This is a genomic window from Nocardia sputi, from assembly GCF_023501985.1.
In genome coordinates this window covers 14,832-41,620 of the sequence record NZ_JAMFLC010000036.1, presented here as the reverse complement: position 1 = coordinate 41,620, position 26,789 = coordinate 14,832, and the positions used below count along the sequence as shown (strand labels likewise).

25 protein-coding genes and 3 pseudogenes are annotated in these 26,789 nt (G+C 66.3%); 15 read left to right on the top strand and 13 right to left on the bottom strand.

Annotated elements, in window-relative coordinates; translation table 11 throughout:
* Positions 1-2: 2 nt before the first annotated feature.
* Positions 3-1,709: an acyl-CoA dehydrogenase family protein gene (locus M8859_RS33820; protein ID WP_159929641.1), complete on the top strand. Its 1,707-nt coding sequence runs from the start codon at positions 3-5 to the stop codon at positions 1,707-1,709.
* Positions 1,710-1,943: 234 nt separating this feature from the next.
* Here M8859_RS33820 and M8859_RS33815 read toward each other — a convergent pair whose 3' ends face one another.
* On the bottom strand, positions 1,944-2,927 hold the full coding sequence (locus M8859_RS33815) for an IPT/TIG domain-containing protein (RefSeq protein ID WP_195072188.1): 984 nt from the start codon (positions 2,925-2,927) through the stop codon (positions 1,944-1,946).
* Between the two features lie 224 nt (positions 2,928-3,151).
* On the opposite strand from M8859_RS33815, the gene M8859_RS33810 reads away from it, so the two are divergent.
* Positions 3,152-3,538 (top strand): nuclear transport factor 2 family protein, encoded by a 387-nt coding sequence (locus tag M8859_RS33810; protein ID WP_249645479.1) that lies wholly within the window; start codon positions 3,152-3,154, stop codon positions 3,536-3,538.
* A 76-nt stretch (positions 3,539-3,614) separates the two neighbouring features.
* Here the strand turns inward: M8859_RS33810 and M8859_RS37845 are convergent.
* Positions 3,615-4,007 (bottom strand): annotated as a pseudogene (locus M8859_RS37845) (STAS domain-containing protein); the annotation flags it as partial.
* Positions 4,008-4,236: 229 nt separating this feature from the next.
* The gene (locus tag M8859_RS33805) at positions 4,237-4,596 is read right to left on the bottom strand and encodes an Rv2640c family ArsR-like transcriptional regulator (RefSeq protein WP_249645478.1); all 360 of its coding nucleotides are present in this window, start codon (positions 4,594-4,596) and stop codon (positions 4,237-4,239) included.
* Positions 4,597-4,694: 98 nt separating this feature from the next.
* On the opposite strand from M8859_RS33805, the gene M8859_RS33800 reads away from it, so the two are divergent.
* The 6 genes from M8859_RS33800 (at position 4,695) to M8859_RS33775 (ending at position 12,049) form a co-directional block, all read left to right on the top strand.
* A complete protein-coding gene (locus M8859_RS33800) occupies positions 4,695-5,207 on the top strand; it encodes an ArsI/CadI family heavy metal resistance metalloenzyme (protein ID WP_159929651.1) in 513 nt (170 codons plus the stop codon).
* Positions 5,208-5,580: 373 nt separating this feature from the next.
* Positions 5,581-6,702: a phosphotransferase gene (locus M8859_RS33795; protein WP_249645477.1), complete on the top strand. Its 1,122-nt coding sequence runs from the start codon at positions 5,581-5,583 to the stop codon at positions 6,700-6,702.
* 297 nt (positions 6,703-6,999) lie between these two features.
* Entirely contained in the window at positions 7,000-8,286 is a 1,287-nt protein-coding gene (locus tag M8859_RS33790) for a cytochrome P450 family protein (RefSeq protein ID WP_159929655.1), read from the top strand.
* A gap of 646 nt (positions 8,287-8,932) precedes the next feature.
* Positions 8,933-11,230, top strand: a complete 2,298-nt coding sequence (locus tag M8859_RS33785) for a sensor histidine kinase (protein WP_249645484.1) — start codon at positions 8,933-8,935, stop codon at positions 11,228-11,230.
* Between the two features lie 31 nt (positions 11,231-11,261).
* Positions 11,262-11,678 carry a roadblock/LC7 domain-containing protein gene (locus M8859_RS33780; protein WP_159929659.1) on the top strand — a complete coding sequence of 139 codons (417 nt, stop codon included), beginning with the start codon at positions 11,262-11,264 and terminating at the stop codon, positions 11,676-11,678.
* Positions 11,675-12,049: a DUF742 domain-containing protein gene (locus M8859_RS33775; RefSeq protein ID WP_159929661.1), complete on the top strand. Its 375-nt coding sequence runs from the start codon at positions 11,675-11,677 to the stop codon at positions 12,047-12,049. The genes M8859_RS33780 and M8859_RS33775 overlap by 4 nt, the downstream gene beginning before the upstream one ends.
* Positions 12,050-12,070: 21 nt before the next feature.
* On the opposite strand, the gene M8859_RS33770 is transcribed toward M8859_RS33775, so the two are convergent.
* Together M8859_RS33770 and M8859_RS33765 are read right to left on the bottom strand one after the other, a co-directional pair.
* The gene (locus tag M8859_RS33770) at positions 12,071-14,026 is read right to left on the bottom strand and encodes a GMC family oxidoreductase (protein WP_195140790.1); all 1,956 of its coding nucleotides are present in this window, start codon (positions 14,024-14,026) and stop codon (positions 12,071-12,073) included.
* 194 nt (positions 14,027-14,220) lie between these two features.
* Positions 14,221-14,805, bottom strand: coding sequence for a hypothetical protein (locus M8859_RS33765; protein ID WP_159929665.1), 585 nt, complete (start codon positions 14,803-14,805; stop codon positions 14,221-14,223).
* A gap of 435 nt (positions 14,806-15,240) precedes the next feature.
* On the opposite strand from M8859_RS33765, the gene M8859_RS33760 reads away from it, so the two are divergent.
* Complete coding sequence (locus M8859_RS33760; protein WP_159929667.1) at positions 15,241-16,440, top strand: alpha/beta hydrolase; 1,200 nt, start codon at positions 15,241-15,243, stop codon at positions 16,438-16,440.
* A 47-nt stretch (positions 16,441-16,487) separates the two neighbouring features.
* On the opposite strand, the gene M8859_RS33755 is transcribed toward M8859_RS33760, so the two are convergent.
* From M8859_RS33755 to M8859_RS33740, 4 genes and pseudogenes are all read right to left on the bottom strand, one after another.
* Positions 16,488-17,243: a DUF6882 domain-containing protein gene (locus M8859_RS33755; RefSeq protein ID WP_249645476.1), complete on the bottom strand. Its 756-nt coding sequence runs from the start codon at positions 17,241-17,243 to the stop codon at positions 16,488-16,490.
* A 52-nt stretch (positions 17,244-17,295) separates the two neighbouring features.
* Positions 17,296-17,649 carry a hypothetical protein gene (locus M8859_RS33750; RefSeq protein ID WP_159929671.1) on the bottom strand — a complete coding sequence of 118 codons (354 nt, stop codon included), beginning with the start codon at positions 17,647-17,649 and terminating at the stop codon, positions 17,296-17,298.
* A gap of 241 nt (positions 17,650-17,890) precedes the next feature.
* On the bottom strand, positions 17,891-18,418 hold the full coding sequence (locus tag M8859_RS33745; RefSeq protein WP_159929673.1) for a hypothetical protein: 528 nt from the start codon (positions 18,416-18,418) through the stop codon (positions 17,891-17,893).
* Positions 18,419-18,472: 54 nt separating this feature from the next.
* Positions 18,473-18,941, bottom strand: a pseudogene (locus tag M8859_RS33740) (acyl-CoA dehydrogenase family protein); the annotation flags it as partial.
* Here M8859_RS33740 and M8859_RS33735 point away from each other — a divergent pair.
* Positions 18,941-19,540 (top strand): annotated as a pseudogene (locus M8859_RS33735) (acyl-CoA dehydrogenase family protein); the annotation flags it as partial. The pseudogenes M8859_RS33740 and M8859_RS33735 sit on opposite strands and share 1 nt — an antisense overlap.
* A gap of 36 nt (positions 19,541-19,576) precedes the next feature.
* On the opposite strand, the gene M8859_RS33730 reads toward M8859_RS33735, so the two are convergent.
* A complete protein-coding gene (locus M8859_RS33730) occupies positions 19,577-20,074 on the bottom strand; it encodes an enoyl-CoA hydratase-related protein (RefSeq protein WP_321212730.1) in 498 nt (165 codons plus the stop codon).
* Between the two features lie 273 nt (positions 20,075-20,347).
* Between M8859_RS33730 and M8859_RS33725 the strand changes: the two genes are divergently transcribed.
* From M8859_RS33725 to M8859_RS33705, 5 genes are read left to right on the top strand one after another with little or no spacing between them, the layout of a single operon-like run.
* Positions 20,348-21,001, top strand: a complete 654-nt coding sequence (locus tag M8859_RS33725) for a TetR/AcrR family transcriptional regulator (RefSeq protein WP_159929676.1) — start codon at positions 20,348-20,350, stop codon at positions 20,999-21,001.
* 44 nt (positions 21,002-21,045) lie between these two features.
* The gene (locus M8859_RS33720; protein WP_159929678.1) at positions 21,046-21,609 is read left to right on the top strand and encodes an acyl-CoA thioesterase; all 564 of its coding nucleotides are present in this window, start codon (positions 21,046-21,048) and stop codon (positions 21,607-21,609) included.
* A complete protein-coding gene (locus tag M8859_RS33715) occupies positions 21,497-21,973 on the top strand; it encodes a (2Fe-2S)-binding protein (protein WP_504928426.1) in 477 nt (158 codons plus the stop codon). The genes M8859_RS33720 and M8859_RS33715 overlap by 113 nt, the downstream gene beginning before the upstream one ends.
* 16 nt (positions 21,974-21,989) lie before the next feature.
* A complete protein-coding gene (locus tag M8859_RS33710; RefSeq protein WP_159929682.1) occupies positions 21,990-22,226 on the top strand; it encodes an SRPBCC domain-containing protein in 237 nt (78 codons plus the stop codon).
* Positions 22,223-22,471, top strand: coding sequence for a hypothetical protein (locus M8859_RS33705; protein ID WP_195072181.1), 249 nt, complete (start codon positions 22,223-22,225; stop codon positions 22,469-22,471). The genes M8859_RS33710 and M8859_RS33705 overlap by 4 nt, the downstream gene beginning before the upstream one ends.
* A 225-nt stretch (positions 22,472-22,696) precedes the next feature.
* On the opposite strand, the gene M8859_RS33700 is transcribed toward M8859_RS33705, so the two are convergent.
* The 3 genes from M8859_RS33700 to M8859_RS33690 form a co-directional block, all read right to left on the bottom strand.
* Positions 22,697-23,167, bottom strand: coding sequence for a DIP1984 family protein (locus M8859_RS33700; RefSeq protein ID WP_195072180.1), 471 nt, complete (start codon positions 23,165-23,167; stop codon positions 22,697-22,699).
* 89 nt (positions 23,168-23,256) lie between these two features.
* Positions 23,257-23,619, bottom strand: a complete 363-nt coding sequence (locus M8859_RS33695) for a hypothetical protein (RefSeq protein WP_159929688.1) — start codon at positions 23,617-23,619, stop codon at positions 23,257-23,259.
* 126 nt (positions 23,620-23,745) lie between these two features.
* Positions 23,746-26,070: a hypothetical protein gene (locus M8859_RS33690; protein WP_249645475.1), complete on the bottom strand. Its 2,325-nt coding sequence runs from the start codon at positions 26,068-26,070 to the stop codon at positions 23,746-23,748.
* Between the last annotated feature and the right edge of the window lie 719 nt (positions 26,071-26,789).

Sequence of the window (26,789 nt, the reverse complement as noted above, 5' to 3'; positions counted from 1 at the left end):
CCATGGACCTCATAGACTTCGTGCGAGGCGGTCTCGACAACTCCCGACACGAGCAAGTGTGCCGCGCTATCCCCGCCGAGTTCTTCGAATACCCCGATGACCTGGCGCCGTCCGCACGGCATGAACTCACCTATCGGCGACTGCGGCGCGCTGGGCTCACTGCGCCGGCGGCCGGTGAACTGCTGGCGGATCCGCCGCTGCTGTGTGCACTGCTGGAACGTGCCGCGGTGGCAGACCCGGCGTTGTTTCACCTCATGCTGCTGCATTACACCCTCGTGCTGGCACCGATCGTACATTTCGGGGATACGAACACCGCACCGATCCAACGCGAGTTGACGGCGATGCAGTCGTTCGGGGTGGTGGCGATGACCGAGGCCGGCCGCAGCAACAGCCATCTTGCACCCGCGACCATCGCCCGGTTCGAACCGCAGAGCAGGAACTTCGTGCTGAGTACCCCTACGCCCGCGGCAAAGAAATTCCCCACGACAGCGGGGCATCCGGGCACCCCCAAGACAGCGGTCGTGTACGCGCAGCTGGTCGTCGGTGACCAACCCTGTGGCGTATTCATTTTCGTCGTCCCCCTCCGCGATGAATACGGAGCGACCACAGAGGGTGCACGTATCGTGCCCGCGCCGAATGGGCATGCGCTTCCGATCGACTGCGCCGCGATCGAGTTCAACGAGATGCGGATTCCCTATTCGGCCTGGCTGGCCGCCGGTGCCCGAATCACGCCCGACGGCACCTTCCACGATCCGAATCCCCAAGCACGGCTGTCGTTGTCGATGTACGCCGCGCCGACGGTCTGGCGAGCCGTGATTTCCGCGAGCGCCGCGATCAGCCGAGCGGCCGGTGTCGTACTGCTACGGCACTCGGTCAACCGCGTCACCATGGGCAAACTGGCGCCCGGATACCCCTTGCTGGGGATGCGCAATCAACAGGATGCGGTGCTCACCGCCTTGTCCCGCGCTTATGCGCTGACTGCGATGGCAAACCACGTCAAACACCGTTCCACCGTGGATAACGCGCCGGCCCCGAACTCGGCCTGGACACCATGGGCGGCGGTGGATGTGACACTGCCACTACTCAAATCCGCCGCGACCACCACGGCCGAGGAGACGGTGGCGCTGTGCCGATTACACTGCGGCGCAGCCGGATTCACCGCCACCGATCAGCTCAACGGCTATCGCGGCCTGCTCCACGGCTACCGCACCGCCGCAGGTGACAACCAACTCATCAACTACGACACCGCGCGCGCGATGGTCGAAGAGACCGGATATCAGCCGCCAGCCGAAGACGACGGTCCCTTCGAACTGTCCTTCGACGGATGTCTGCGTGCCGCCAGGGATTTGGAACGTCGCCTGCTGCGCCAGCTGACCGCACGCATCGACGCGCACGATCCGTTCACGGCATGGAACGCGAACTTCCGGCTGGCCGAACACACGGCAACGGCTTTCGCCGACCGCGCCATGCTCGAGATCCTCGGGCGAGAGCAGCCATCGCTGCACCCGTTATGGCATTGGCTGGGCCTGGATTGGGCCGAACGACGGGCCGCTCTCCTGCTCGACCAGGCGACCACCTCCGGTCCACTGCTCGACCAGATCGAGAAAATGCGCACCGACCTGCGAGAGCAACTCATACCTCGCGCGGCCGAATTGGCCGCCGCATGCGAACTCCCAGAACTCGAACGCCCCCCGTTCTGGGACATCTGACCCCAGCGCGGAGGTGGCTGTCTACGGCGTGGCTCGAGTGTGCGATGGACCCGACCGGGAAGGGGTGAACACAGGAAGAACCCGAACCCGCGAACGCAGTTCGTGGTTCGAATCAGCCGGCACCGGCGTGTCCGGTCCCTCTACCGCCGGGTGACCGAAGGGACCGGCCCGGAACCAGGTCGGCCCCCTCGGTGATCACGCCCGCCCCGGCTCGCGCCGGGAACGGTCGTGCTCTCAGACGTAGATATAAGTAACCGCGTTGCTGGTACCGCCTGCGGCGGTGACGGTTACCGGGACGATCCCCAACCCTGCGGGAGCGACCGCGGTGATCTGCGTATCCGACACGACCGTGAACGAAGCCGCCGGGACGAAACCGAAGGACACCGCTGTAGCACCGGTGAACCCGCTACCGGTCAACGTGACCGTCGTTCCGCCGGTCACCGGCCCCGAACTCGGAGTGATCGCAGCCAGCGCGGGGACCGACACATACGTGAACGGCAGCCCGGCGCTCGTACCCGCGGCGGTGGTCACGGTGACTGGCACCGTACCCGTCCCCGGAGGAGCGATCGCGACGATCAGCGAGTCCGACAACACGAAGTAGAACGTCGCAGGAGTAGCTCCGAACTTCACCGAACTGGCGCCGGTGAACCCGGTGCCGGTCAACGTGACCACGGTTCCCCCGGTCGCCGGGCCGGAACTCGGACTGATCGAAACCAGCGTGGGCACCGACAGATACGTGAACGGCAGCCCGTTACTCGTACCCGCGGGAGTGGTCACGGTGACCTGCACCGTGCCCGTCCCCGGGGGCGCGACGGCCACGATCTGCGTATTCGACACCACGGTGAACGAAGTCGCCGGTGTAGCGCCGAAATTCACCGCCGTCGCACCCGACAGTCCCACCCCGAAGATGATGACCGTGGTTCCCCCGGCGGGTGATCCCGTGCCCGGAGTCAGCGCGAACAGGATCGGCGGCAGCACGTAGGTGTAGGGAACCCCGTTGCTTATGCCGCTCGGCGCGATGACGATGACCGGGACCGTACCGATCCCCACCGGAGCGACCGCGGTGATCTGCGTATCCGATAGAACCGTGAACGATGGCGCGGGAAGAAAACCGAAGAACACCGCGGTGGTGCCGGTGAACCCGCTGCCGGTGATACTCACGCTGTTGCCGCCGGTGACCGGTCCCGTGGTCGGCGATATCGAAGTGATAGTAGGCATGATCCTGCCTCCTCGTCGATGTGGTGAAGAGGGGGTCGCGGTATGTGCGGATTTCTCCGCACCGGGGTGCCGACTCCTGCCGTGGCACGGCTCTATCCAGTAACACCCCGGCACCCCCACGGAGGCAATGCATTCGGGGATCCGTTTTCGTCCGTTTTCGGATTCAGCGCCGTATGTCGCTATCCCGGACGTTCGGAATTCGTGTCCATGCCGCACAGTGCGGGATGCCGCTGGCCAGGCCGGTGACGGAGTCGATGTCTCGATATTCGCGCGCACCTTCGGGCGAATCGTACGGCACGTGTGATGTTCTCGGTGGCAGGGAATTCGAGTCGAAGATTCGAAATCAAAGGCCAGACGTGACCGGCTTACCAGAAGATCTGCTCGCGACGACCATCGAGGCCGAGCGCGCGATCGAGCGCACGTGCTACCGCTTCTTCCGAATCGCCGACACACAGGAATGCGAACGGTTCAACGAGCATTTCACACCGGACGTTGGGCACCGGTGGCGTCGTCCGGCGAGACACGCCCCGGTGTCGATTCTCGCCGCTGCGCTCTGCTGCCCGATCTACGGAATCCGGCTGCCGGTGCGGCGGAGTCGGTTTGCGCGGTGAGCCGTGCGGTGCGTGGCATAGCGTGATGGGGCCGGGGTGGGCGAAGCAGGAGCGCGGTGAGGGCGCTGACAACGGTCGAATGGATCGGCAGCCGGGCCATGACCGGGTCGGCGGCGGCGATCCTGGCGATCGCAGGGCTCGGGCTCACCAAACTCACCGAGGTCCCGCCGCTTCGACAGCGGTCGGCTTCCCGCGCGAGCGTCTTTACCGCACGGCAGGAGAGAAATTCGAGCTTGGTCGTGTCCACAACCAAGCCACAGGACGAAGCCTCCGCACACTCGACGGCCCGGCTTATGTCCTGCTGCCACACATTCAGGGTGAATGCGTCGGCGATGCCCCGAGTCGACATCACCACCGCTGGGCCCTGCCGTCGCAGACTGCTGGACAACCGGGTCCGTGGATCGGCGACCAGGCCTGCCGCAGGTGGCCGCTCGGAGTTGGACGGGCAGGGGTCGGATGGAGAATCCATGACGCTCCCGATTCGATTCGAGCGCCCCGCGGAGCACTCCTGAGCCAGACCGCCCTGCTCTTGTGAAGACGCACCTGGACAACCGTCCTATCACGCCGCGCCAGGTCCGGAGGGCAAAGCGCTCGAGTTCACCAGCCCGAGACGAAAACGAGATCCATTTGCTCCGCGATCGCCTCATCACGCGTTCGCGAGGACGAATCCGCGGGCACCGGCGAACCCGCTGCAGCCGTCAGCGGCAGCAGTTCGGATCGAGCACCACGCACAACGCGGCCAGCGCGTCGCGGCGGGAGCGATGGAGAGTGTTCATGCCACGGCGTTCGGACTCGACCAGCCCGGCCTTGCGCAGCTGCCCGAGATGATGACTGACCGTCGACTCGCTCAAACCGACCGCCGCGGCGAGATCGCCGCCGTTCTCCGCGCCGGACGAGCTGGTCAACAGCAGCGACAACAGGCGCACGCGCACCGGATCGGCGATCGCCTTCAATCGCAGCGCCACCTCCAGCGCGGCGTTCTCGTCCACCGGCCCCGCCGCGACCGGGGGGCAGCAGACCGGGGCGGACATGTCGATCACCGGCAGCGTCTTGGGCATGCGACCCAGACTACCGAAAGCATTGACATATGTCGAAAAGGTGGCAGACTCGGCACCGAACCGGTTCTTCGATATATGTCACAAAAGTGGAGGTAGCCATGTCCCGCATCCAGCTCGCCCTCAATGTCGACGACCTCGAACAGGCCGTCACGTTCTACTCGACGCTGTTCGGCGCCGAACCGGCCAAGCGCAAGCCCGGCTACGCGAATTTCGCGATCACCGAGCCGCCCTTGAAGCTGGTCCTGCTCGAGAACCCAGGCCACGGCGGCAGTGTCAACCATCTCGGCGTGGAGGTCGAGACCTCCGATCAAGTGCACGCCGAGATCGCCCGCCTGTCGGAAGCAGGCTTGTTCACCGAGGAGCAGATCGCCACCACGTGTTGCTTCGCGACCCAGGACAAGGTGTGGATCACCGCGCCGGACAAGGAGCGCTGGGAGGTCTACACCGTGCTGGCCGACAGCGACACCTTCGGCGCCGCACCCGAACTCGGCGACGCGGAGGCGGTGCAGGCCTGTTGCGGCACCGCCGAAGACGCCGCCGCCGAGGGCGCGTGCTGTAGTTCGACCGCGAAGAAGGAAGCGGTCGCGTCCGGCGCCACCTGCTGCGACTGATTCCGCCGCGGTAGGCCCGGCCGCACGGTCGCGTGAGGACAAATCCTTCGCGCAGCACCTGCGCGTGCTGCGCGAAGGGGTTGCCCGACAGTCTCGGATGTCAAGAGACACCGCGGTATCCACCGAGAAGACGGGCGAAATCGACCACGCCGCGACGCTGTTCGGTCGCACGGAGTTGACCACAGCGGCGACGAAACCGAGTTCCCGTGTGCGGGAAGTAGATTCGCGCCCGACGCCTGATCGGGTACTGTCCTACCGCCCGTGCACTCGACGGGCCTGCTGCTCAGGACATCTTCGGCACACTCGGGAATCGAGGCAACGCGTGAATCACAAGCTCTGGCTGCTCGGGAGGCTCGTCACAGTCGGTGGTCACATGCTAGGTGAGAAGCTCGCCCGGCCGAAAGCACGCCGCATCGAGGACGTCCCGGTCTCCGGTGACGCGATCACCGCCGAGTGGCTGACGGCCGTACTGTGCCGCGACGTCCCCGCGGCCGAAGTGGTCTCGTTCGAGACTTCCAACGGCAGCAGCGGCACATCCACCCGGGTGGCGCTGAGCGTCCAGTACAACGAGCCGGGCGAGCAAGCCGGATTGCCGACCCGGTTGTTCGCCAAGACCACCACGTCGCTCAGCCAGCGCATCCTGCTCGGCGGAGCGAAGATGATCGACGGCGAAACCCGCTTCTTCAGGGACTTCCGCCCCGCCGTCGACATGGAGGCGCCGTTGGGTTACTGGGGCGCCGTCGATCCGGCGTCGTGGCGGTCGATCGCGCTCATGGAGGACATCGCCGCGACCCGTGGCGCGGTGTTCATCGAACCGAACGCGCCGATCGCCCGCCACCAGATGGAGGATTTGGTACGCAATCTCGCCCGGCTGCACGGGGCCTTCTGGAAGCATCCCGCGCTCGCGGAGCTCGGTACGCCGAACGACATGCTCGACGCCGTACTCGCCGCGATCGACATGAAGAAGCGATGCGAGGTCGGGTTGAAGCGGGCCGAATCGGTCATCCCCGAGTCCCTGCACGGGCAGAGCGAGCGGTTGTGGGCCGGAGTCGAGAAGGCCCTCGACATCGCGACCGGGAACATGCCGCCGACCTTGCTGCACGGCGATCCGCACATCGGGCAGACCTACGTGACCGGTGACGGACGGATGGGATTGGTCGACTGGCAGGTCGTGATGCAGGGCGGCTGGGCGCACGATTTCGCGTATACCGTGAATTCCGGCTGCGAACCGGAAGACCGGCGCGCTTGGGACCGCGCACTACTGGAGCTGTATCTGGATGAACTCGGGCGGGCCGGCGGCGAAGTGCCGTCGTTCGACGACGCCTGGCTGGCCTACCGGCAACAGTCCATGTTCGCCTACGCGGCATGGGCGTTCACCATCGGTCGCGCCGTCTACCAACCCAAGATGCAGACCGAACAGACCTGCCTGACGCTGTTGAAGCGCATCACCACCGCTCTGGACGACCACGATTCGCTAGGCGCCCTCGGCGTTTGAGAGAACCGGCACAGACACCGATATAGTCGGCGGCATTGCCGAGCACCGACGGAGCTGCTTCGACCGACTCCATGCCGAATCGTCTCGCCACCCAGGTGGCGGGGCGAGCACGGCATCGAATCCACCAGCGGCGCCGGAACCGATTGTCGCCAGCAGCGGGGACTCGATGTCACAACCGGCGCTATATCATCGCCCGGTTCCGGCAGACACAGCTAACGCTCTCTCCGGAGCCACGACTCGGCACGCCGGTCCGCTCTAGCACGCCCGCACCGCACACGATTGTCTGGAGTTCCATACTTGAGTACGCCGCCGTCCGGTAGCAGCGCCGGATCCTGCCCGATCGTCCACGGCTCGCCGATCGACTCCGACGGACCACGCGTACCACTGCACACGCCGGAATTCGCCGCCGATCCGCACCGTGCCTACCGTGAGATGCGCGGGCGGTACGGCTCTTTGGCTCCGGTGACGCTCGCACCGGGCGTGCCCGCCACGCTGGTGATCGGCTACGCCACCGCGGTGCGGATCCTCAACGATCCCGACCACTTCCCCGCCGATCCACGCACTTGGCAGAAGAGCGTCCCGTCCGACTGCCCCATCCTGCCGCTGTTGGAGTGGCGGCCCACCGCTAGCAGGAGCGCCGGAACCGACTTCGCGCGCTACCGGCAGGCCATCACCACCAGCCTGGGCGCGGTCGATCTGTACGCGCTGCAAGGCGCCGTCGAAGACATCGCCGCCCCACTGGTCAACACCTTCTGCCAGGACGGCAATGCCGAATTGATCAGCCAGTACGTGTTCCCGCTGGTCTTCGCGGCGGTCAATTCCCTGCTCGGCTGCCCGCCGGAGATCGGCCAGCGACTCGCCGCCGCCACGGCCGCGATCGTCGAAGGCGTCGACGCCGACCACGGCAACAAGATCCTGTACGAGGCGCTGCTGGAGTTGGTGGCGCTCAAGCGGGCCGCGCCGCGCGGCGACGTCACCACGAGACTGCTCCAGCATCCGGCGGGCCTGGATGAGATGGAGTTGGTCAACCATGTCGCGCAGGTCTACGGCTCGGGTATCGAATTCCTGCTGAACCTGATCGTCAACACCCTGCTGCTGATCCTCACCGACGATCGGTTCGGTGACAGCGTGATGGGCGGGAATCTGTCCTCCCGCGAGGCGCTGGACGAGGTGCTGTTCAACGACCCGCCCCTGGCGAACCTGCTGATCACCTACCCGCGACATCCGATTCTCGTGGACGGCGTCTGGCTGCCCGCGCATCAACCGGTCGTCATCAGCATGGCGGCTTGCAACAACGACCCCGCCATCCGCTCCGAGAACCAGACGGGCAACCGCTCGCACCTGGCGTGGGGCCTCGGCCCCCATGCCTGCCCGGCACAATCCATGGCCTACCTGATCGCCCAGGAGGCGATCGACCAGCTGCTCGACGCACTGCCCGAGATGCGGCTGGATCTTCCCGGCGGAGCGCCGAGCTGGAGACCAGGTCCCTTTCACCGAGCCCTGACCGCTCTACCGGTCACCTTCCCGCCCTCCTCTCCCTTGCACGTATACAGCGAACCGGCTGTCGGGAGCGCCACACGTTAGGGAGCCACGGTCCAATTTCACCTCCGCCGGCGGCCGGAGCTCGCGCAGACCGAATTTGGCGCACGTCTCGACGTATCGAAAACCACCCGGTGCTGCGAAATGCGACGAGAACTGACGATAAGTTCGACATAGGCTTTTGCTCTGATCAATCGCGCCTCCCGGAAGGTTACGGGCAGCGCACGATCCGCGACGTCACCCTTGCCCGGATACGGGCTACCGTGCGTGGCGATGCACAGGACGGGGAGGGTTCGCGAACCTGGCGTGGCCGGATGGTCGTGAACAGCGCGGATTGCCGAGCCACGGGCCGGCTGTCGCCCGGCTTCACATGCCCATGGCGTGCTCGCCGCCGGGCCGGTCGGGCTGGTACGAGCGACCGCGCAACAAGCCCTCAATTCAGGAATAATCGCTGTCCACTTGTCGGGTATCACGAATACGTGTGATTTGCGATGTTATCGCCACACTTTCGTTATTCTTCGGACGGGTACAGGTGAGGTGCCGCCCGGCTCGGGCGGGGCCGTGTCAGAGGTGGGCATTTCCAGCCGTGAGCAAGTGGTCTGAGCTAGGTGAATCCGCTGTGAAAGCCGTTCGGTCGAGCCGGCGTGATGTCCGTGGGCGAGTAAGTGTCCGGGTTCGGCTGTTGGCGATCGTGCTGATCTCGAGCGTCACGCTGCTCACGATCGGTGTGGGAGCGGCGGGTTACCTGGTGAGATCCGCTCGGGCGGCGCAGGAATGGGCGGAGCTGGCCAGTAGCACGACAGGACCGGCCATCCTCATGGTCGAGGCGTTCCAGGAAGAGCGCCGCTTGTCGCTGTTGTATCTGGCCGGTGATGCCGACGTCGTACCGGCACTCGCCTCGGCGCGACAACGCTCGGACGCGGCGCTGGCGGCGGTGATCGCCAAAGGCGACGCCGCCCGCAAACTCAACCCCGACGGCTCCGCCTCCGACATCGAAGGCTACAACAAGGCGTTCTCCATGGTGCCGACGCTGCGCGGCGGGGTCGACGCACGGCAAGCCCCGCCGAACGAGGTATTCGGAGCCTTCAGCCAGGTCATCGGCACGATCATCGCCGCGTCGATGCTGGCCGCCCGGGTGGCTCCGGAAGCCGACATCGCCATGGAACTGGGCTATGGTGTCGAACCCCTGCGCGCGGCCGAAGCGTTGTCGATGGCGGACACTCTGGGTGCGGTGGCACTGACCGTCGGCCAGCACACTCCCGCGCAGTTGATCGAATTCAACCGGTTGGTCGGCGAATTCCGCAGTGAAGTCGCCTACTCGAGCCGCGTGCTGCGGGGCACTCGGCTCGCCCAACTCGAGGAGATCACCGGTGCGGCGGCCTACCAGCAGGTGATCGCCATGCAGGATGCGGTGTCGATGCGGGGCCCGGTGGAGGCGGGCACGGACGTCGACGAGTCCCCTCGGTCCACGGACGGCGCCGGCCGAACCCGAGGCTCCACCTCCGAGACCGTGCCGCTACCCATGGACCTCGCGGCCTGGCAGGACGCTTCCGGAAAGGTCGTGGCGGCCCTGCTGAAGCTCTGGGACTACCAGAGCCGTGACGCCCACGACATCGCGCGCGAGCGGGGCGACCGGACCGCGCAGCAGTCCCTGCTGGGTGGCGCGGCGGTGTTGCTCATCGCGACCCTCGCCTTCCTCGCGGCACTGGTCCTGGCCAATCGCTTCATCGCACGGATGCGCCGATTGCGGCGCGACACCCTGGAATTGGCGGACCAGCAACTGCCCGATGTCATGGGCAGACTCGGTCGAGGTGAGAATCTCGACTCCGAGACGGCGCTGACGCGCCTGGATTACGGCACCGACGAATTGGGCCAGGTGGCCGACGCCTTCAACCGCGCCCACGTCGCGGCCGTGTCGGCGGCCGTCGCGGAGGCGAAGACACGAGCGGGCGTCAACGCGGTATTCCTCAACATCGCCCACCGCAGCCAAGTCGTCGTGCACCGCCAGCTCGCGCTGCTCGACCAGGCCGAGCGCAAGGAGGAGAACCCCGACCAGCTCGAGTTGCTGTTCCAGCTCGACCACCTGGCGACGCGGGCGCGGCGCAACGCCGAGAATCTCATCATCCTCGGTGGCGAGAAACCGGGCAGGCGCTGGCGCAAGCCGGTGCCGCTGCTGGACCTGGTCCGCGCCGCGGTCGCGGAAAGTCTGGATTACGCCCGGATTCAGACCGGCCGCCTGCCGGAGGTCCAGGTGTCGAGCAACGCCGTAGCCGACCTGATCCATTTGATGGCCGAGCTGATGGACAACGCGACAGCCTTCTCGCCCCCGCAGGCACGGGTCGAGGTATCCGGCGTAGTGGTCGGGCGCGGGGTGGCGGTCGAGATCATCGATCAGGGTCTCGGTATGCCGGACGCCGACTTCGTCACGCGTAACGGATTGCTCTCCAACCCGCCGGATTTCAGTGTGGTGACCTTGTCCGGCGAAACCCGCCTCGGGTTGTTCGTGGTCGCGAAACTGGCTCACCGCCACAGTGTTTCGGTGCGCCTGGGTGAATCCGTCTACGGGGGCGTGCGGGCGGTGGTGCTGATTCCGAGCGCACTGCTGCAGTCCGAGACCCGACCCGGTGAACACGAAGACGGCGACGAGGTCCAGCCCGCGCAGATATCGGTGCCGGACAACGCGGCGCCTCGGCCGTCGCCGGTGGAGAAGCGATCGGCATGGTTCACGTCGTCCTCCGAACAGCCCCTGGCCTCGGGCGCGCCGAGCGAACACCGCGGATGGGACTCGAACGCCACACCGCCTGCCGAGCCCGCACCGGATACCCGGCCGCCGTTGCCGCGCCGCCGTCGCCAGTCCCCCGAGGAGCAGACGGCGCCGCCCCCCGCCGCCCCGGCACGGCAGCGTACCGCCGAGGAAGCACGCGATCTGATGAGTGCCATCGAGAGCGGAACCCGCCAGGGACGCCGGAGCCGTCCCGACTCCGACTAGTCCGCAATCGAACTCACCGTAGAAGGCGACGATGACTACTTCTCAGGGAACCGGCCTCGGCTGGCTGCTCGACGAGCTGGTCAGCGGACTGGCCGGAGCCCAGTCCGCGGTCCTGCTGTCCTCGGACGGGCTGCTGCTGGGCCACTCGCGTCAGCTGGACAAGGCCGACGCCGAGCGGTTCTGCGCGATGGCATCGGCACTGCACAGTCTGTCCCGGAGTGTCGGCCACCACTTCGACGCCGGTGGCGTCTGCCAGACGGTGGTCGAACTCGACCGCGCGGTGCTGTTCGTCACCGCGGCCGGGGCCAACGCGTGCTTGGCGTTGCTGGCCTCCGAGACCGCCGATATGGGTATGGTGGCCTACGAAATGAACCAGACGGTGCAGCGAGTCGGAACGCATCTTTCGGTCGACACGCGCCCGCATCCCCCTGCTCAGACGAGACCATGAGTTATCCGCACGATCCCTGGTACGAGGAAGACGCCGGACCGCTGGTCCGGCTGTTCGCCATCACCCGCGGCCGGGGGCGTACCGCGCGACCGGAACTCAACGTGGCCACCCTGGTGGTCGACGCCGCGCCCGGTACCGCGCTGCGGCGCGCAGATCCGGAATACGCCGCGATCGTGCAGTTGTGCCACAGCCCGCAGTCGGTGGCCGAGGTGTCCGCGCGACTGAGCCTGCCCCTGACGATGACGAAGGTCCTCATCGGAGACCTGCTCGACGACGGCCGGTTGATCTGCCGGTCGACTCAGCCCACGATGGGGGCGGAGCCGGATCTCGGCCTCCTGCGCGCGGTGCTCGAGGGCATCCGAGCGATTTGACCGCTTCGCTCCGACACGGAGTCAGATCAGCTGCGCCGCAAGGCGCTTGGCGTTCATGTAGGCGATCGCCTCGATCGACACCATCGGATTGACGCCCGAGGCGGTGGGGAAGCACGACGCGTCGGCGACGACGACGTTCGTCACTTCCCAGGTGGCGCCGTCCGGGTTGGTGGCCGAGGTCTTCGGCGAGCCACCCATTCGGGCCGAACCCATGATGTGCAGCGCGCCGAGGGAACATTGCCCCGGGCCGTACCCGGCGGCCCGGCACGCGGCGGCGAATTGGTCGTGCGAACCGTGCCTGCCCGGCTCATAGGAGATGCCGGCTTGGTGCCCGGAGAAGATGCGGCGCGCACCCGCTGCTTCCAGAATGCTCGCCGCCCCCTCGAACCCGGTGTGCAGATGAGCGGCGTCATAGTCCGACAGCCGGTAATGGACGATCGGCTCACCACTGCGGTCGAGGGACACGGTGCCCGAATCCCGGTCCCGGGTAATGATCCCGATCGCGTTGGAATGCGCGAAGTCGAGCATGGTGGCTCGATGGTTCGCGGCGCCGCGCCAGCTCATGAATCCGGTGGCGAGGCCCGGATGTACCGGACCGGTTTCGTAGATCACGCCGTAGCCGTTGCCGTCCAGGTCGCTGTGTTCGCGGCAGATCCTCGTCTGCAGACCGCCTTCCCACGGCCGGATCTCTTCGGCGAACACGCCGAACACCGCGGCCGCCGGGTGCAAGCGCAAGTGGCGGCCGATATTGGCGTTGCGCAACCCTGAGCGCCGCAGCAACGCCGGAGTCTGGATCGCTCCGGCCGACACCACCACCGCGCGGGCGTGCACTTGGATCTCCACGCCGTCGGAGGTGACGGCCGAAACTCCCTGGGCGCGTCCGCCTCGCACGGTGATGCGCCGCACGTCGGCGTCCACGACGAGGCGGGCGCCCCGATCGGCCGCATCCGCGAGCCAGGTCTTGGTCGCCGACTGTTTGGCGCCCAGCCTGCAGCCGTATCCGCATCGACCGCACTCGACACCGGCGTCGCAGGCGTCGGTGACGTTGCGCGGCAACGTATCCACTTCCCAGCCCAGCGCGCGGGCGCCGCGCTCGAGCACACCGTCGCGCGCCGACAGAACCGACCGCTGATCGGTGACACCGAGCCGCCGTTGCACGACCTCGAGCGCTTCGCCGAATTCGGTCTCGGCGAACTGGGCGGCGCCCAGCGCGGCCCACTCCGCCCGGACGTCGTCCGGCGTCGGCAAGGACGTGCTCCAGTTCACGACCGTTCCGCCACCCAGGCACGAGCCCGCGACGAGGGTGATCTGGCCCTCGGTCGAGCCGGGCGGCCCCGGCGCGTACAGGTGCTGCAGCCCGCCGAGCTCGCCGGTGCCGAAATCGCGGTCGTCGTAGTAGTTCCCGCGTTCCAGCACCACGACATCGAGTCCCGCTTCGGCCAGTACCGCGGCCGCGACCCCGCCTCCGGCCCCGGACCCGACCACCACGACGTCACAGCGCAGTTCGGTGGTCTCGCCGCATCGCAGCGGAGCCAGCGCGGGCGCGGGCGCGGTTTGCAGCGGCCCGGCCGGGGCCGGATATCCGATCTCCTTCCACAGCGGGTTGGCGCCCGCGGGACCGGGAGTGATGTTGTAGGACAGCAGCGATGCTTGTTTGAGCGCCTGGAAGATCACTCGCACCGACTCGAAACGAGAGTCGGCGAGCCGCAGCAACGCCCGTTCGCGTTGCTCCTGCGACAGGCTGGTGAAGCGTCGCGGACCGCTGCCGGTGAGCAAGCCGGCCAGCCGTGAATCCCACAGGTTCAGCAGCGTGGCCAATTGCTTCTTCTCGGCCTCGCGGGGATTGCGCCCCAGCAGTTGGAAGACGGTCTCGACGGCTCCGATCGCGCTGGCCGACGGCAGCGTCAGCCCGTCGCCCGGGTTGAAGGTGTCGCAGATGACGTTCATCGCCGCGCGTTGCTTGGCCGTTGGCTGCATGTCGAACAGTCCCCTTCGTGTCGCAGGTGAGTTCTATCACACGACGTGAACAGCTGCTAACCAAACCGGTGTTTATCCAGGTTGTACTTGAATCTCTGGAGAGAATTCATGGACACATAGCCGCCCTTCGGACCCGCGGCGCCGACGCTGCCCACAGCGCCACCCGGAGTCGGGCAGGCGATCCTTGCGGACGTTCATGCCGCGATGACGATGTCCGCCGCGTATCCGACCATCAGGAACGCGTGGACGACGTCGATGAGCGCTCCGGCGAGTTCGACCGTCCGATCCGTGCCGGTCGTCGGCCGCGACAGCGACCACCGGGTGAAGGTGCGCTCGGCATGTACCGCCAGCCGTAACAATTGGGTGCGATAGGACCCGAGCAGCGGCTGGTCGGACGCACCGAGTGCGGCGGAGGTGAGATGCGCGCAGCGACCTATCGTCACCACGACCTCGAGCACCTCGTCCGGTACCGCCGTGATGACGTGGGCGTCCGCGAGCGCGGCCGCGGCGCGCGTCCGCTCCACGACGCGGCCGAGCGCCGCCCCGAGTTCGGACGATCTCGCGGCCTCGGCGGCTCCGGGCCCGGACTCCAGAGTGGTGGTCAAGTTGCCGATCACCACGCTCAGCGCGTGCTCGACTCGGCGTAACCGAGTGAGGATGCCGGAGGCATCGACCGGGGAGCACCCGAAGTCCGCCAGGATCGTCGCAGCCTCCACCAACGTCGCGGCCGCCGCACGGAAGTAGATTTCCGTCGCCGCACCGGCCGGTAGCGTGCCCATGCCCACTCCTCGGGAAGATCTTTCGATCAGTTGCCATGGCGTTTCGGCGCTGACCGGACATCATTGACCGGATGGCGCCGACGACCCCGCCCAGCTCCGATAGCAATCAGGTCGAAGCTACCACACGTGTTGATAATTGCTAATAACATATCCCACCTATGCCCAGGTAGATTCCCCCGTCATGTTCGTGAACGCTCAGTTACTTATCGGCGGCGGTTATGGCGGCTGAGCAGCCCAGTTACCAGACCGTGCGACCCGACGCGCGCGGGCGATCGAAGTGAGTTCGACCGGCGGCGGTTCCCTCCCGTCCGCTTGGACCCGGGCGATCGCCGAGCCCGGCAACGAGCAGATCGCACGGCGCCACCGATCTCTCCCAGGACAGCTCCCCGAGAGCAATGATGGAGCTGAGCCGATGACCATCGAGAGGATCGACCGATGTACCGTTCGAGGCGCTGCCTGGTCGTGGTGGTCGTCCTGCTGGGCGCCGCCGTCGGGTGCGGGGACACCGAACACGAGCGGCAGCCCGCCCGGGGCGAGATCGTGTCGACCACGCCCGTACTGAGTCTGCCGCCGGACCAGACCGCGGCACTGTTGGCCGACGGCGGAATCCGGACTCCCGTCCGAAACGGCGTCGACGCCTTCCGCGTCGACTACCGCACGATCACTCCGCAGGGCGAGCCGACCACCGCCAGTGGACTGGTGGTGCTGCCTCGAACCGAGGCCCGGCGATTGCGTGCGGTCAGCTACGCGCACGGGACCATGACGCTGAAGAGTGACGCGCCGTCGGTCGACACGCGCAACCTCCCAGATCGGCTGCGTACGGTGGCGTTCGCCGCCGCGGGCTATGCCGCGATGGCGCCGGACTACTTGGGCCTCGGGAACGGCGCGGGGCCCCATCCCTACACCCATGCGCCGTCGGAGGTCAGCGCTTCGGGTGATCTGTTGCGGGCGGCCGATACCCTGGTCACACAACAGCGCCGTGAGCTGGACCGGAACGTCCTGGTGACCGGCTTCTCCCAGGGGGGTCACGCCGCGATGGCGCTGGGCAAGGCACTGCACGCCCGTGCGATCCCCGGCTTCGGGGTCGCCGCGCTGGCCCCGGTCAGCGGGCCCTACGACCTCCAGCACGTCCAAGCGCCCGCCGCATTCGAAGGGCAGGTCGTACCGGGCGCGGCGGTCCTGTTCCTCTCCTACTGGATCACCTCGATGAACCGGATCCACCACCTCTACGACGATCCGATGGAAGCCTTCCAAGCACCGTATGCCGACAAAGTCGAAGAACTCTTCGACGGCTTCCACAGCGAGATCACCATCGTGACGTCGCTGGCGGCCACCCCGAAGCAACTGCTGACCCCACGCTTCCTGGAGTTGGCCGCCGAGCCGACCGGCGCCGCAGCGAGGGCGATCGCCGACAGCGACGGGACCTGCGACTGGACTCCTCCCGTGCCCGTCCATCTCTACGCCTCCCGCGGCGACCGCGCCGTCCCCTACGCCAATGCCGAGCACTGCCTGCGAGCCCTCGACAGCGGCAACGCCACGCTGCGCGATCTGGGCGACCTCGACCATGCCGCGACCGCCCGGATCGCCTTCCCCGAGATCCTCGACCGGTTCGAGCAACTGTTTCCGCCGAACTGACCGGCGCCGCTGAGGAGGGTCGCGGCGTCGGCGTCGCGACGCGACGGTCAGTGGGACTCGGCCGACTGTCTCCTCGGCGCGAAGGGCGCCTCGATCCGATCCATCACGATGCGGATATCGAGGTTCGAGACCTCGCCGGAAGCGTCGAACTCGACGTCGCCCGCGACACCGTGGCCGCTGAATTCCAGCCATCGGTAGTCGTCGAGGAACTCCGTGACCAAGCCGCGCCGGGTCAGGTAGCTGTGCACGGCACGCCGGTGATCCGTCAGCGGCAGCGCACCGAAACCGTAGGCCAGTACGCGAGCGAGGCCGGAAGCCGTCGGGGCGGGCAGCTCGAACGCCGGATGGTCGACGAGGAACGCGACGCAGGCGCCGTCGATGACGCCGCAGTAGGAACTCCAGCGCCCGCAGACGATCTTCGCGGCGTCCGCCATCAGGGCGGCCACCTGAGCGGGCTCCGGCGCCGCACCACCGAGGACGACGGGCAGTTCCGCCGAACACAATTCGGCGACTCCGTACCGGAAGCCGAACTCACGCACCGTCTCCGCGGCATGCAGCAGCGACCGCGGGTAGCCCCAGGGATTCACCCAGCCCCACAGCCACCAATCGGCGTCGGCCGTACCGAGCAGATGGACGTCGGTGCACACGAAGGAGCGCTCCTCGCCGCGGAATTCCAGCCGCCTTCCCTCCAGGTCGGCCTCCAACACGTGTACGCCCAGCAGTTCTTCGAGGTGGAGCCGGTGTTCGAGGGACAGCAAGCCCGCGTCATCGAGAAGTCTCGTCAGTGGCACGGAGTGGGACACCGCGTCAGCGTAGTCAACGGGGCTGCGCCACTTCGAGACCGACTCCTCCCACCTATCCGAAAGAACTCACGTTGTTCACTTGGTTCGAGGTGGTGTAGCCACTGACGTGATAGGTGATGGTGAAGGAACCGTCCGAACTCGTCCAAGTGACCGGCGACCACTCACCGGCCTCGGAGAACAGTATGTAGATCTCGTGACCGGCCTCGTACTCCGCGCTGGTGGCGCCGGGAGCCAACACGAAAAGCTCCTTGGGATTGTTCCATTCTTGTCGATAGACCGAAATGTGGCCGCCGGAATCGTTGTGCAGCTTGTACCATCCGGGCGAACTCCGCTCCGCGGGCTCCGGGGACGGCGACGGCGAGGCGACGGTCTTCCGCTTGGTCACCATTCTGGCGGTCTCGGTCATTCGACGCTCCTTCGGTCCGCGGTGGGCATGCCAGGAATCGACAACGCGAACCCGGCCGGACGACGCCGACGCCCGCCGCGTTTCCACACGGGAACGGCTGACCGAGTCGCGGAGAATAGTGACCAGAAGTGAATCGACGAGGCTTGTCTATTCTCACCGCACAGTCTGCCAATACCCGGTCGGGACGTGATTCACCCCTTTCGGGTGAAAACCGCGCAGCGGCGACTATCGGGAATCTCGATCAGCGAGGATTGCGGCCGGGCAACGGGTGAGGCAGGAAACCGTCGGCGAAGAACATCATGGAGCCGCACCGATCACACCGGTAGGCATGCTGCTGGACGACCTGCTGCCCCAACTCGCTCGGGTGGTCGGTCATGAAGCCGGGATGTCCGGTGACGAAGCCGAGTATTCCGATGTAAGCGCGTTGCCGTTCACACCACGGACACCGCAGGTCCACGGCCTCCTGCCGGCGGCGAATCTCGTCTTCGGCCAGCTGGATTCGGCGATGCGCCTGATCGATGTAGTGCCGAGCTTCCGACACCGACAGTCGCCGCGGTTCGCTCCAGGGGCCTTCGTATACATTGTCGACGGCGGTCCGCAGGTGCGCGAACTCCGCTCCGGAACAGCGCACCACACGCGTCCCTCGCAGGCCGCCCTCGACGCGATAGGTGATTTCCGCGCGCGAAACACCTTTCGGCAACCCTTTGTTCAATTTCACCCGTTTCGGGTCATCCGCATCCGGCTTGAATTCGATCCCCCGGTCCGCCACACCACCACGATACCGCCCGATCCGGCATTTCCGGTCACAGGCGTCCGCGCGGATTCAGGACAAGCCCAGATCTCGTGCCACGATCATTTTCATGACCTCGCTGGTGCCCGCGTAGAATGCGCGCTACTCGCGCATCGGTGTACAACCGGGCGATCGGGTACTCCATCATGTAACCGTACCCGCCGAACAGTTGCAGGCAACGGTCCACGACGCGGGCTTGGACCTCGGTGCAGAAGAGTTTGACGCGGGCGGCGTCCGCGCCGGACAGCGCGCCATCGACGAGGTCGAGCACCGCCCGGTCGACCATGGTCTGCGCCGCTTCGACTTCCGCGGACATCGCGGCCAGTTCGAACTCGGTGTTCTGGAACGACACGACCGGCATGCCGAAGGCCTTGCGCTGCTTGGTGTATTCGACCGTCGCGGTGCTCGCGGCCCGCGCCTGGGCGACCGAGCCGACCGCAACGGTCAGCCGCTCCTGGGGCAGGTTGTGGCCCAGGTAGCCGAAGGCCGCACCCTTGGCGCCGCACCGGGCCCGGCCACGACGGCATCACCGCCTTCTTCGTGGATATGGACTCCCCCGGGATCACCGTCCGTCCGTTGCGCACCATGCACGGCGTGGACGAGTTCGCCGAAGTCTTCTTCGACGAGGTGGTGGTGCCCGCCGATCGCATGCTGGGCAAGCCCGGCGACGGGTGGCGGGTGGCGATGGATCTGCTGCCCTACGAGCGCTCCACCTGCTTCTGGCACCGGATCGCCTACCTGTTCACCCGGCTGGACCAAGTGCTGGAGCAGACCACGATCGCCGACGACGCCGAACTCGGCGCCGCGTACCTGGCGCTGCACACGGTGCGGTGCCGCTCGCACGCGACCCAGCGGCGCCTGGCCGACGGCGCCCGACTCGGGCCGGAGACCTCGGTCGACAAGGTGCTGCTCGCCGCCGCCGAGCAGCAACTGTTCGACACCGCGCGCGATCTGTTGCCCGGCGCGGTGGAACTGGCCGACTCGCCGTGGCGCACCGAGTTCCTCTACTCCCGTGCGGCCACGATCTACGGCGGAACCGCGGAGATCCAGCGCAATATCATCGCCCGCCGCCTGCTGGACCTGGGTAAGGAGTCACCGTGACCGAATCCCTTCCGGACCGGGCGGAACTGGACCTGCTCACCGAGACGCTGCGCAAGACCATGGTGGCGGCCACGGGGCGGGATCTCGACGCTGCTCTGGCCGGACTCGGCTGGCCGGACCTGCTCGCGGAGTGGCCCGATATCGCTGTGCCGCTGCGGCCACGATGAGGTCGCACGGCCAGCACAGCAGCAGGCCGCCCGCGATGCACCGGCCCTGCACCGCCGCGATGGACGGTTTCGGCACATTGTGCCAGCGCAGTGAGTACTCCAGGTACCGGCGCGACTCCAGTCCGTAGATGCGGTCGAGGGTGATCTTGCTCGGGTCCGGCCACGACTTGTCCTTCAGATCGTGTCCGGAGGAGAAGTGTTTGCCCTCCGCGCGCAGCACGATGACCGCGACATCCTCGTCCTGGGCGGCGCGAACCCACGCGGCGTCGAGTTGGTCGAGCAACTCGCCGTTCTGCGCGTTGGCCGCTTCGGGCCGGTCGAGGGTGATGGTGGCGATCCGGTCTGCGACTTGATAGCGAATGTACAAATCGAGCTCCTCGAGTCCGAGAGAAGCCAGGCGCGGGCCCGGCGACGATGACGCGCCGAGGTGCAAGCAGGGCGACGGGAGCGGCGTCAGTTCCATCGCGGCGCACCTCCTTCCCGCGTCGATGCGTGAATGACTGTGAGAATACCATTCTCGACACTGGAAATGATGGTCTCAACAGAAGGTCGGACACGGTGACCCAAGAACCCGATGACACACCGTTCTCCGATACAGTGCATTCATGTTCTCTTCATATGACCGAGGACCGAGGCGCCCGTGACCAGCCCGAGCGAGAAACCGGCCTGGAAGCAGCGCGCCGTCGAGCGCTCCCTCCGCACCGCGAAGTTGCGCGCCGAGGAGCGCGTGCAGCGGTTCCTCGACGCCGCCCAGGCGATCATCACCGAGAAGGGCAGCACGGATTTCACCGTGCAGGAGGTCGTCGACCGCTCGCGACAATCCCTGCGTAGCTTCTACCTGCAATTCGACGGCAAACACGAGCTGCTGCTCGCCCTGTTCGAGGACGCGCTGAGCCGCACTTCCGACCAGTTGCGCGCCGCCGCCGACGGCCAGACCGACCCACTGGACAAGCTCCAAGTGACCGTCGAGCTGTTGTTCGAGCTGTGCAGGCCCGATCCGTCGGCCCAGCGGCCGCTGTTCACGGATTTCGCGCCGCAACTGCTGATCTCGCACCCCGACCATGTGAAGGTCGCGCACGCGCCGATGCTGGCGCTGTTCACCGAATTGATGGATCTGGCCAAGCAAGCCGAGCAACTGCGCCCCGAGGTCAACACCCGCCGGACGGCGGCGATGGTCATGCAGACCGTCATGTTCACCGCGCAGTCGGCGGGATCCTCCGACGACGAGACGCAGCATCCGATCACCGCGTCGGAAGTATGGCACTTCTGCGCGCACGGCTTCGCTCGCGGATGAGAATTATGTTCTTCTATACGAGAATCCAGCTTACACTCGGGCGTATGCCCGATCTGTGGAGTGACCTCGTCTCCTGTCTCGACTTGTCCGCGACGCCGTCCGGTGACGACGCCGACGCCCGATTCGAGGGCCGCAACCTGCGGTTGGCCTATAGCCGGGTGTTCGGCGGCCAATTGCTCGGCCAGTTCGTCCGCGCGGCCACCGCCGGCGTCCCGGACAAGTCGATCAAGTCCCTGCACACGGTCTTCGTCCGCGAAGGCCGCACCGACGAGCCGATCCGGTATCGGGTGCACTGTCATCACGCGGGCCGCTCCTTCGCCACGCTGTCGCTGATCGCCGAGCAGTCCAGGGGCGTGGTGGCGACCGCCTCGGTCTCGTTGCACGCCGAGGAACAGGGACCGCAGCGACAGACCATCGCGGCCACGCCCCCGGTGCTGACCCCGGAGCACAAGGTGGAGTGGGACCTGCTGCCCTGGGAGACTCGCGCGAGCGTGGATCTCGACGATCTCGGCACCGCAGCACCGGAATTCGAGTTCTGGATGCGCACCCCGGAGGTCGATCCGGCGCTGGCGCCCGCGAGGTCTGACCGGTACCCATCTCGGGTGTGAGCACGGCGCATGCACGATCATGCTCGACGGGCAGGCGGTGCGCGCCTGCCTGGTGTTCGCCGTGCAGGCCGACGGCGCAGAGCTCACCACCGTCGAGGGCATCGCCGGACCCGACGGCGAACTCTCCCCGGTGCAGGCGGCATTCCGGGATCACCACGGCCTGCAGTGCGGATTCTGCACCCCCGGCTTCATCGTGTCCGCCACCGCTTTCCTGCGCGAGAACCCCGACCCGACCGAGACCCAGATCCGCGAGGCCATCTCCGGCAACCTGTGCCGGTGCACCGGGTACCAGGGCATCGTCCGAGCGGTCCGCGCCGCCGCCGATTCGCTGAACGCCGAGACGCCGACCGCGGGGCAGGCGTGAGCACCGAAGGATTGCCATGAAACTCGACAACACGTTCAACATCCCCGTACCGGCCGCGCAGGCATGGCAGGTACTGCTCGATCTGGAACGCCTCGCCCCTTGCGTCCCCGGCGCCGCCATCACCTCCCGCGAGGGCGACGACTTCCACGGCAAGATCAAGGTCAAGCTCGGACCCGTGGGGTTGAGTTACAACGGCGTCATCAAGATGTTCGCCCTCTTGCTCCGTAGACGCTCCGCGCGATCGGCGCCGTGATGTCCCGGCCCGCCCAGGCGATGCTCGCGGGACGTCCGCGTCGGGAAGCGGTCGCGCGGACGCCCCGCCGCATCCGGCACATCCACATCGAAACCGGCGGCATCTCACTGGATTTCCAGGCGTGCGCCGAACAGATCGCGGACCTCGCCGCCGAGCTGGGCGCCCACGGCGGATTCGTCATCACCGTCGACGACGACGTCCGCCCCGACCTGCCTCCGCTGCCGTGTGGCGAACTCTGGGAATGACGCGCGGTGGAGTGCCCCGTACCCGCCCTCGTCGTCACGGATCTGCACATGGTGGTGTGCTGTGTGCTGTGCACCGTCTCTTGTGCGCGGTGCTGGGCTGCGGTGTGAGAAGGGGAATCGAACCCCTCGCACTGCCCATCGTGCGCCGGAGAGGTGGCCGAATATCCCGCCGGCCATCGGGTGCGTGCACGCCTCCGCGATGACTACCTGCTCCACTTCCTCGTGTCAGTCCAGCAGTTCGACCTCCCAGTTGGAGCGCTGAATGCGCACGTCGAGTTCACGCAGTTCCCTGGCGAGCTGATCGGCCTGCGCGCGCAGTTGCGCGACCGGCAACGCCGCGAGCATCTTCAGTTCCGAGCGCAGCTGACGCGCGTACCCGGGCTGCCCCTTGCCAGCGGCCGCGTCCGCGGCGGCGGTCACCAGAGAGTGCCGCAGGCGCAACGCGTCCCGGCGGGCCAACGCGTCGGTCAAGGTGGCGTCGGCTTCGATCCGTGCGGAGGCATTGGTGCGATTGATGCGCCGGATCAGCGTCTCGTACTCACCGAGCACCTGGTCTGCCTCGGCCAGCAGAGCCGACGCGTCCTCGGCCGGCTCCTCCCCTTCCTGGAAACGAGCATTGCTCACGATGCGAGCGCGCAACTGCTCGATCCGGCGCGCCGAATCCGCGCGCAACGCCAACGCCTCCGCCAACTTCAAGTCCCCTACCTCCGACATCGACTCCTGTGGGTCGAGTATCGGTCATGCCCCGACCAGGAGTCATGCGAATTGATTTCAGGTCTCGGCGGTCAGTGCGGCAACATGTCCGTCCAAGTTCGACCGGCCTTGGACGCCAGGTCGGTCTGCTGATAGAGACGCCCGTCCGGGCCGAGGTAGTTGCCGGTCCGCGGGTCGTATCGCGCGATGCCGATCGATGGTGCGCCGGCAGGTGCGGGAGCCGACGCGGGAGCGGCCGGTGCTGGTGCGCCCGGTTCCCAGCGCGAATCCGGTGGAACGCCTTGTCCTTCGAGGCCAAGGTCGCGCGGATAGGGGCCCAGCAGCGGCTGTTCGGCGGCCAGGGGCTGGAATTCCTCGTCGCTGTTGCACAGTGCCGCGGTCGCCGCCCGCTTGCCGGGGAGGTTCGCGCACGGGATGTTCCGTGCTCCGCGCACAGCGATGCCGGAATCCTGAGGAAGCGTGCAGCACAGCCCGTCCACGAAGAGACGGGTGATGTGGGCAGACTATCAAATTCTTTTGCAATATTGCCACTTGGCGATCACCCAGTCCATCGAAGATTATTAGTTTGTCCACGGCCCTATATTGGTACCTGCTAGCCGCAGATCGACATATACGGCCCTGTCCTTGCGCCGCATTGCTTCCTCACGGACGGCTTGATCGTCCGGGTTTCGGTAGTAGCGTTCTCCCGCTTCGAACAGATCCCGGGAAAGCCGGTATGCTATATATCTGCGAGTGTCCTCATCAGCTTTCGCAAACCTTTCCGGAGTTACGACTCGCTGGAAATCATCGAACGTCGCGTAGCTTCGTCGCACCGTGTCCCGGACCAATGGATCGGATTCCCAAGCTGCATCGCTGCGGTTGTGCATGGGGCGGGGAGTGAGGCGGTGGAACAGAGCTGCGGATTCTGCAAATTGGGCATTGTGGGCGTTTCGCTCGGCGACGCCGTACGGCCGGGAATTCTCGGCCAAGTCCAAGGCAGCGGCAACTCTTTTCAAGGGACCGTATTCCATCGGGTTGTCTTCGGCGGACTGCATGGTCCGGGCATGCGCCTCGGCAGCCCATCTTCGCATCTGGCTGGGAAAATGTGCCGTGGCGAGGGCGCCCATGGCGTCTGCACGGTCGGCACCGAGGTTGAGGATGGTCGTCATCGCTGCCGCAGCGCTTCGCGCGTTGATGCCGTCGAATTCGTGCACGGAAGCCCTGGCAGCCGCATCGTGCGCATTCTTTCCCAAGGTAAGTCGCGCCATCCAGCTCCCGGCGGCCCGCTGCGGTACGTTTCCTCGAAGCAGTTCATAATTCAGGTAATTCATATCTTGCATGCGGCTCGAGTAGTAAGTCAGCGGCGATGGGCGGCCGAACATGAAAGACGCGACGGGGTTCGCGTTGAATTCGGCGACATCGCGTAGTGCCGTTCCCAAGGCTCGGCCTGGTGACAGCGAATAGCGCAGGCTCGCCTCGCCGATCCCCGTGGATGGCCCGCCAGCCGAGGCCGGCCTACCTTCGATTGCCGCACGGATCTTTTCGGCGATCCGGCTCTGACCTCCGAGCAGGTGGAGATCGAGGCGTCGCAGCAGTACGAAGCCCGCGATCACCACGACCCCACCGACGAAGATCACAGCCATACCACTGTCCGGCGCCGATCTGAAGACATGGTCCAGTACAAGGGCGTAGCAACCGAGGTAGGTGGTGTAGACCACCAGAGCCCCGGCATCGCCGACCATGTCGACCAGGTTGCGCACCAGGAATGCCTGAGTAGGGCCGTATATAAACCCCCCCGCGGCGAAACCGAAAATGGCGAGGATCGCGTGGAAGATCGACGAGAGTGCGGCGAGGAAGATCTTGATCGAAAGGTAGGACATGAACAGCAAGAGGATTGTGCCGAAAGTAAGAAGTATCAGCCCGGTGCCGACCTGTCCCGCGCTCGGATTCGTGATCTTGGCGTGGGCGTAAGCGTCCCCGCAGTCGCGCATCCCGCGCGCGACCTCCGATTCACTGCCCGCCAGGATTCCGGACGACCAGGCCGCGCGACATCTCGGCGAATCGTCGATGACATGACCGAAATTCCATATCTGCAACGGACGTCGAGCGAAATTGTCGGCCAAGGTGCCGTTCAAGTCCGCGACAATGACTCTCGGGTCCGGGCTGGAGTCGCCGCTGAGCCCCGCAGCGACCGAGATCCCTACGTCGCGCGTCTGGGCCAGCAGGCCGTTCGACGACAGCGCAGCGGCCAGCGGGTGCGCCAGATAACCGACGCCGACGACGGCAACCACCAGCATGCAGACCACCTGTAGTGCAGCCTTGGCGTAGTACCCGCGAACGACGAACAATGCCACGAAGAATGCGCCGATCGAGGCCGCCACGGTCATCATGATCGGGGTAGCGATTTGATCCCGCAGGCCGTCGGCGAGTGCGTTCAACGGGGTGCCGAGCCAGTCGAGCCAGCGAAAGCTCACCGCGAAGCCGGTCAGCCAGATAGCACTGATCACGACGACTATGAATACCGTGAATAGCAGGTCCAGCACGCTTCCAAGCACCGCGTCTCGCGGGTTGAGAATGCCGCCTTCGGTGGCGAACAGATAGTGCGACAACGGAATTCCAGACGAATCGCGGACATTCGTCCACGCCACTCCGTCGATCGCGGACGTGCTCCTACCGCCGGTAGCCGTGTCCGTTCGGCCGACGGCAGCACCGCCCGGCAAAAGCAGGATCACCAGCAGAATCAGTAAGCCGGCGACGAGGCGGACGGTGATGCGTCCTGAACGGGTGGCGATGACCCAGATCCGACATCGTTGACGGACGGCCTGCGGCGACCAGCGCATCGGATCCAGTACCTCGCACACGCGAAGACGGAAGTCCGGATCGAGCTTTGGCAAGAACTGTCGCATGCGACTTCACCTCGCGCCCCTGAAATGTCAGGTTACAAATCGGTTACGTCACCGTTGACACACCCATTTAACGTACCGTTACTTGTCGGCTCAATGTACCGCGGCGTAACGGAAACTTTCGGCGGTGGGCCAGATCGCTGCGATACAGGCTGAAGTGGACCGACGAGTGCCCGACCCGCAACCTCTTACCCCCGACATGCCGTGGCAGCACCCTGCGGAATTGCCATCCGACAACGACCGCTGGCAGCTGCTCCGTCGTTGCCTGACTGACAACGCAACCCCCCTTGACATATTCGAGCGGCCGACGCGTCGATATTCAGTTCGGAGGCGATCCGGCGAGTGCGAATCTGCCCCCTTCGAGAAGTAGGAGGCGGAGGCAGATGAACCATCCGACGGATGACGCCGCCTCCACCCGGTCGCCGGGCTTCGTCGCGGTGTACCGAGATCGTCGACGCCTCCGGCGAGGACCGGAGCAACGACAACTTTCGGGCCGCCCCGATACGGGGTCTGTTGAGGTCGAGCGTCCGGAGCAGCATGGTGAGGTTGCCCGTCACCCGCACCGTGCAGCTGCATTTCCCGCCCGCTGTCGATCGAGATGGGGCTCAGCGATTGGAACGAAGTCGCTTCCCTTATCCCGATGGCTGGCCTCCGGTTCAGCTCGTGAGTCGCGTCGCCACGGTCGGCGATATTGATCACCTGCTGACGATCTGTGGGGTTCG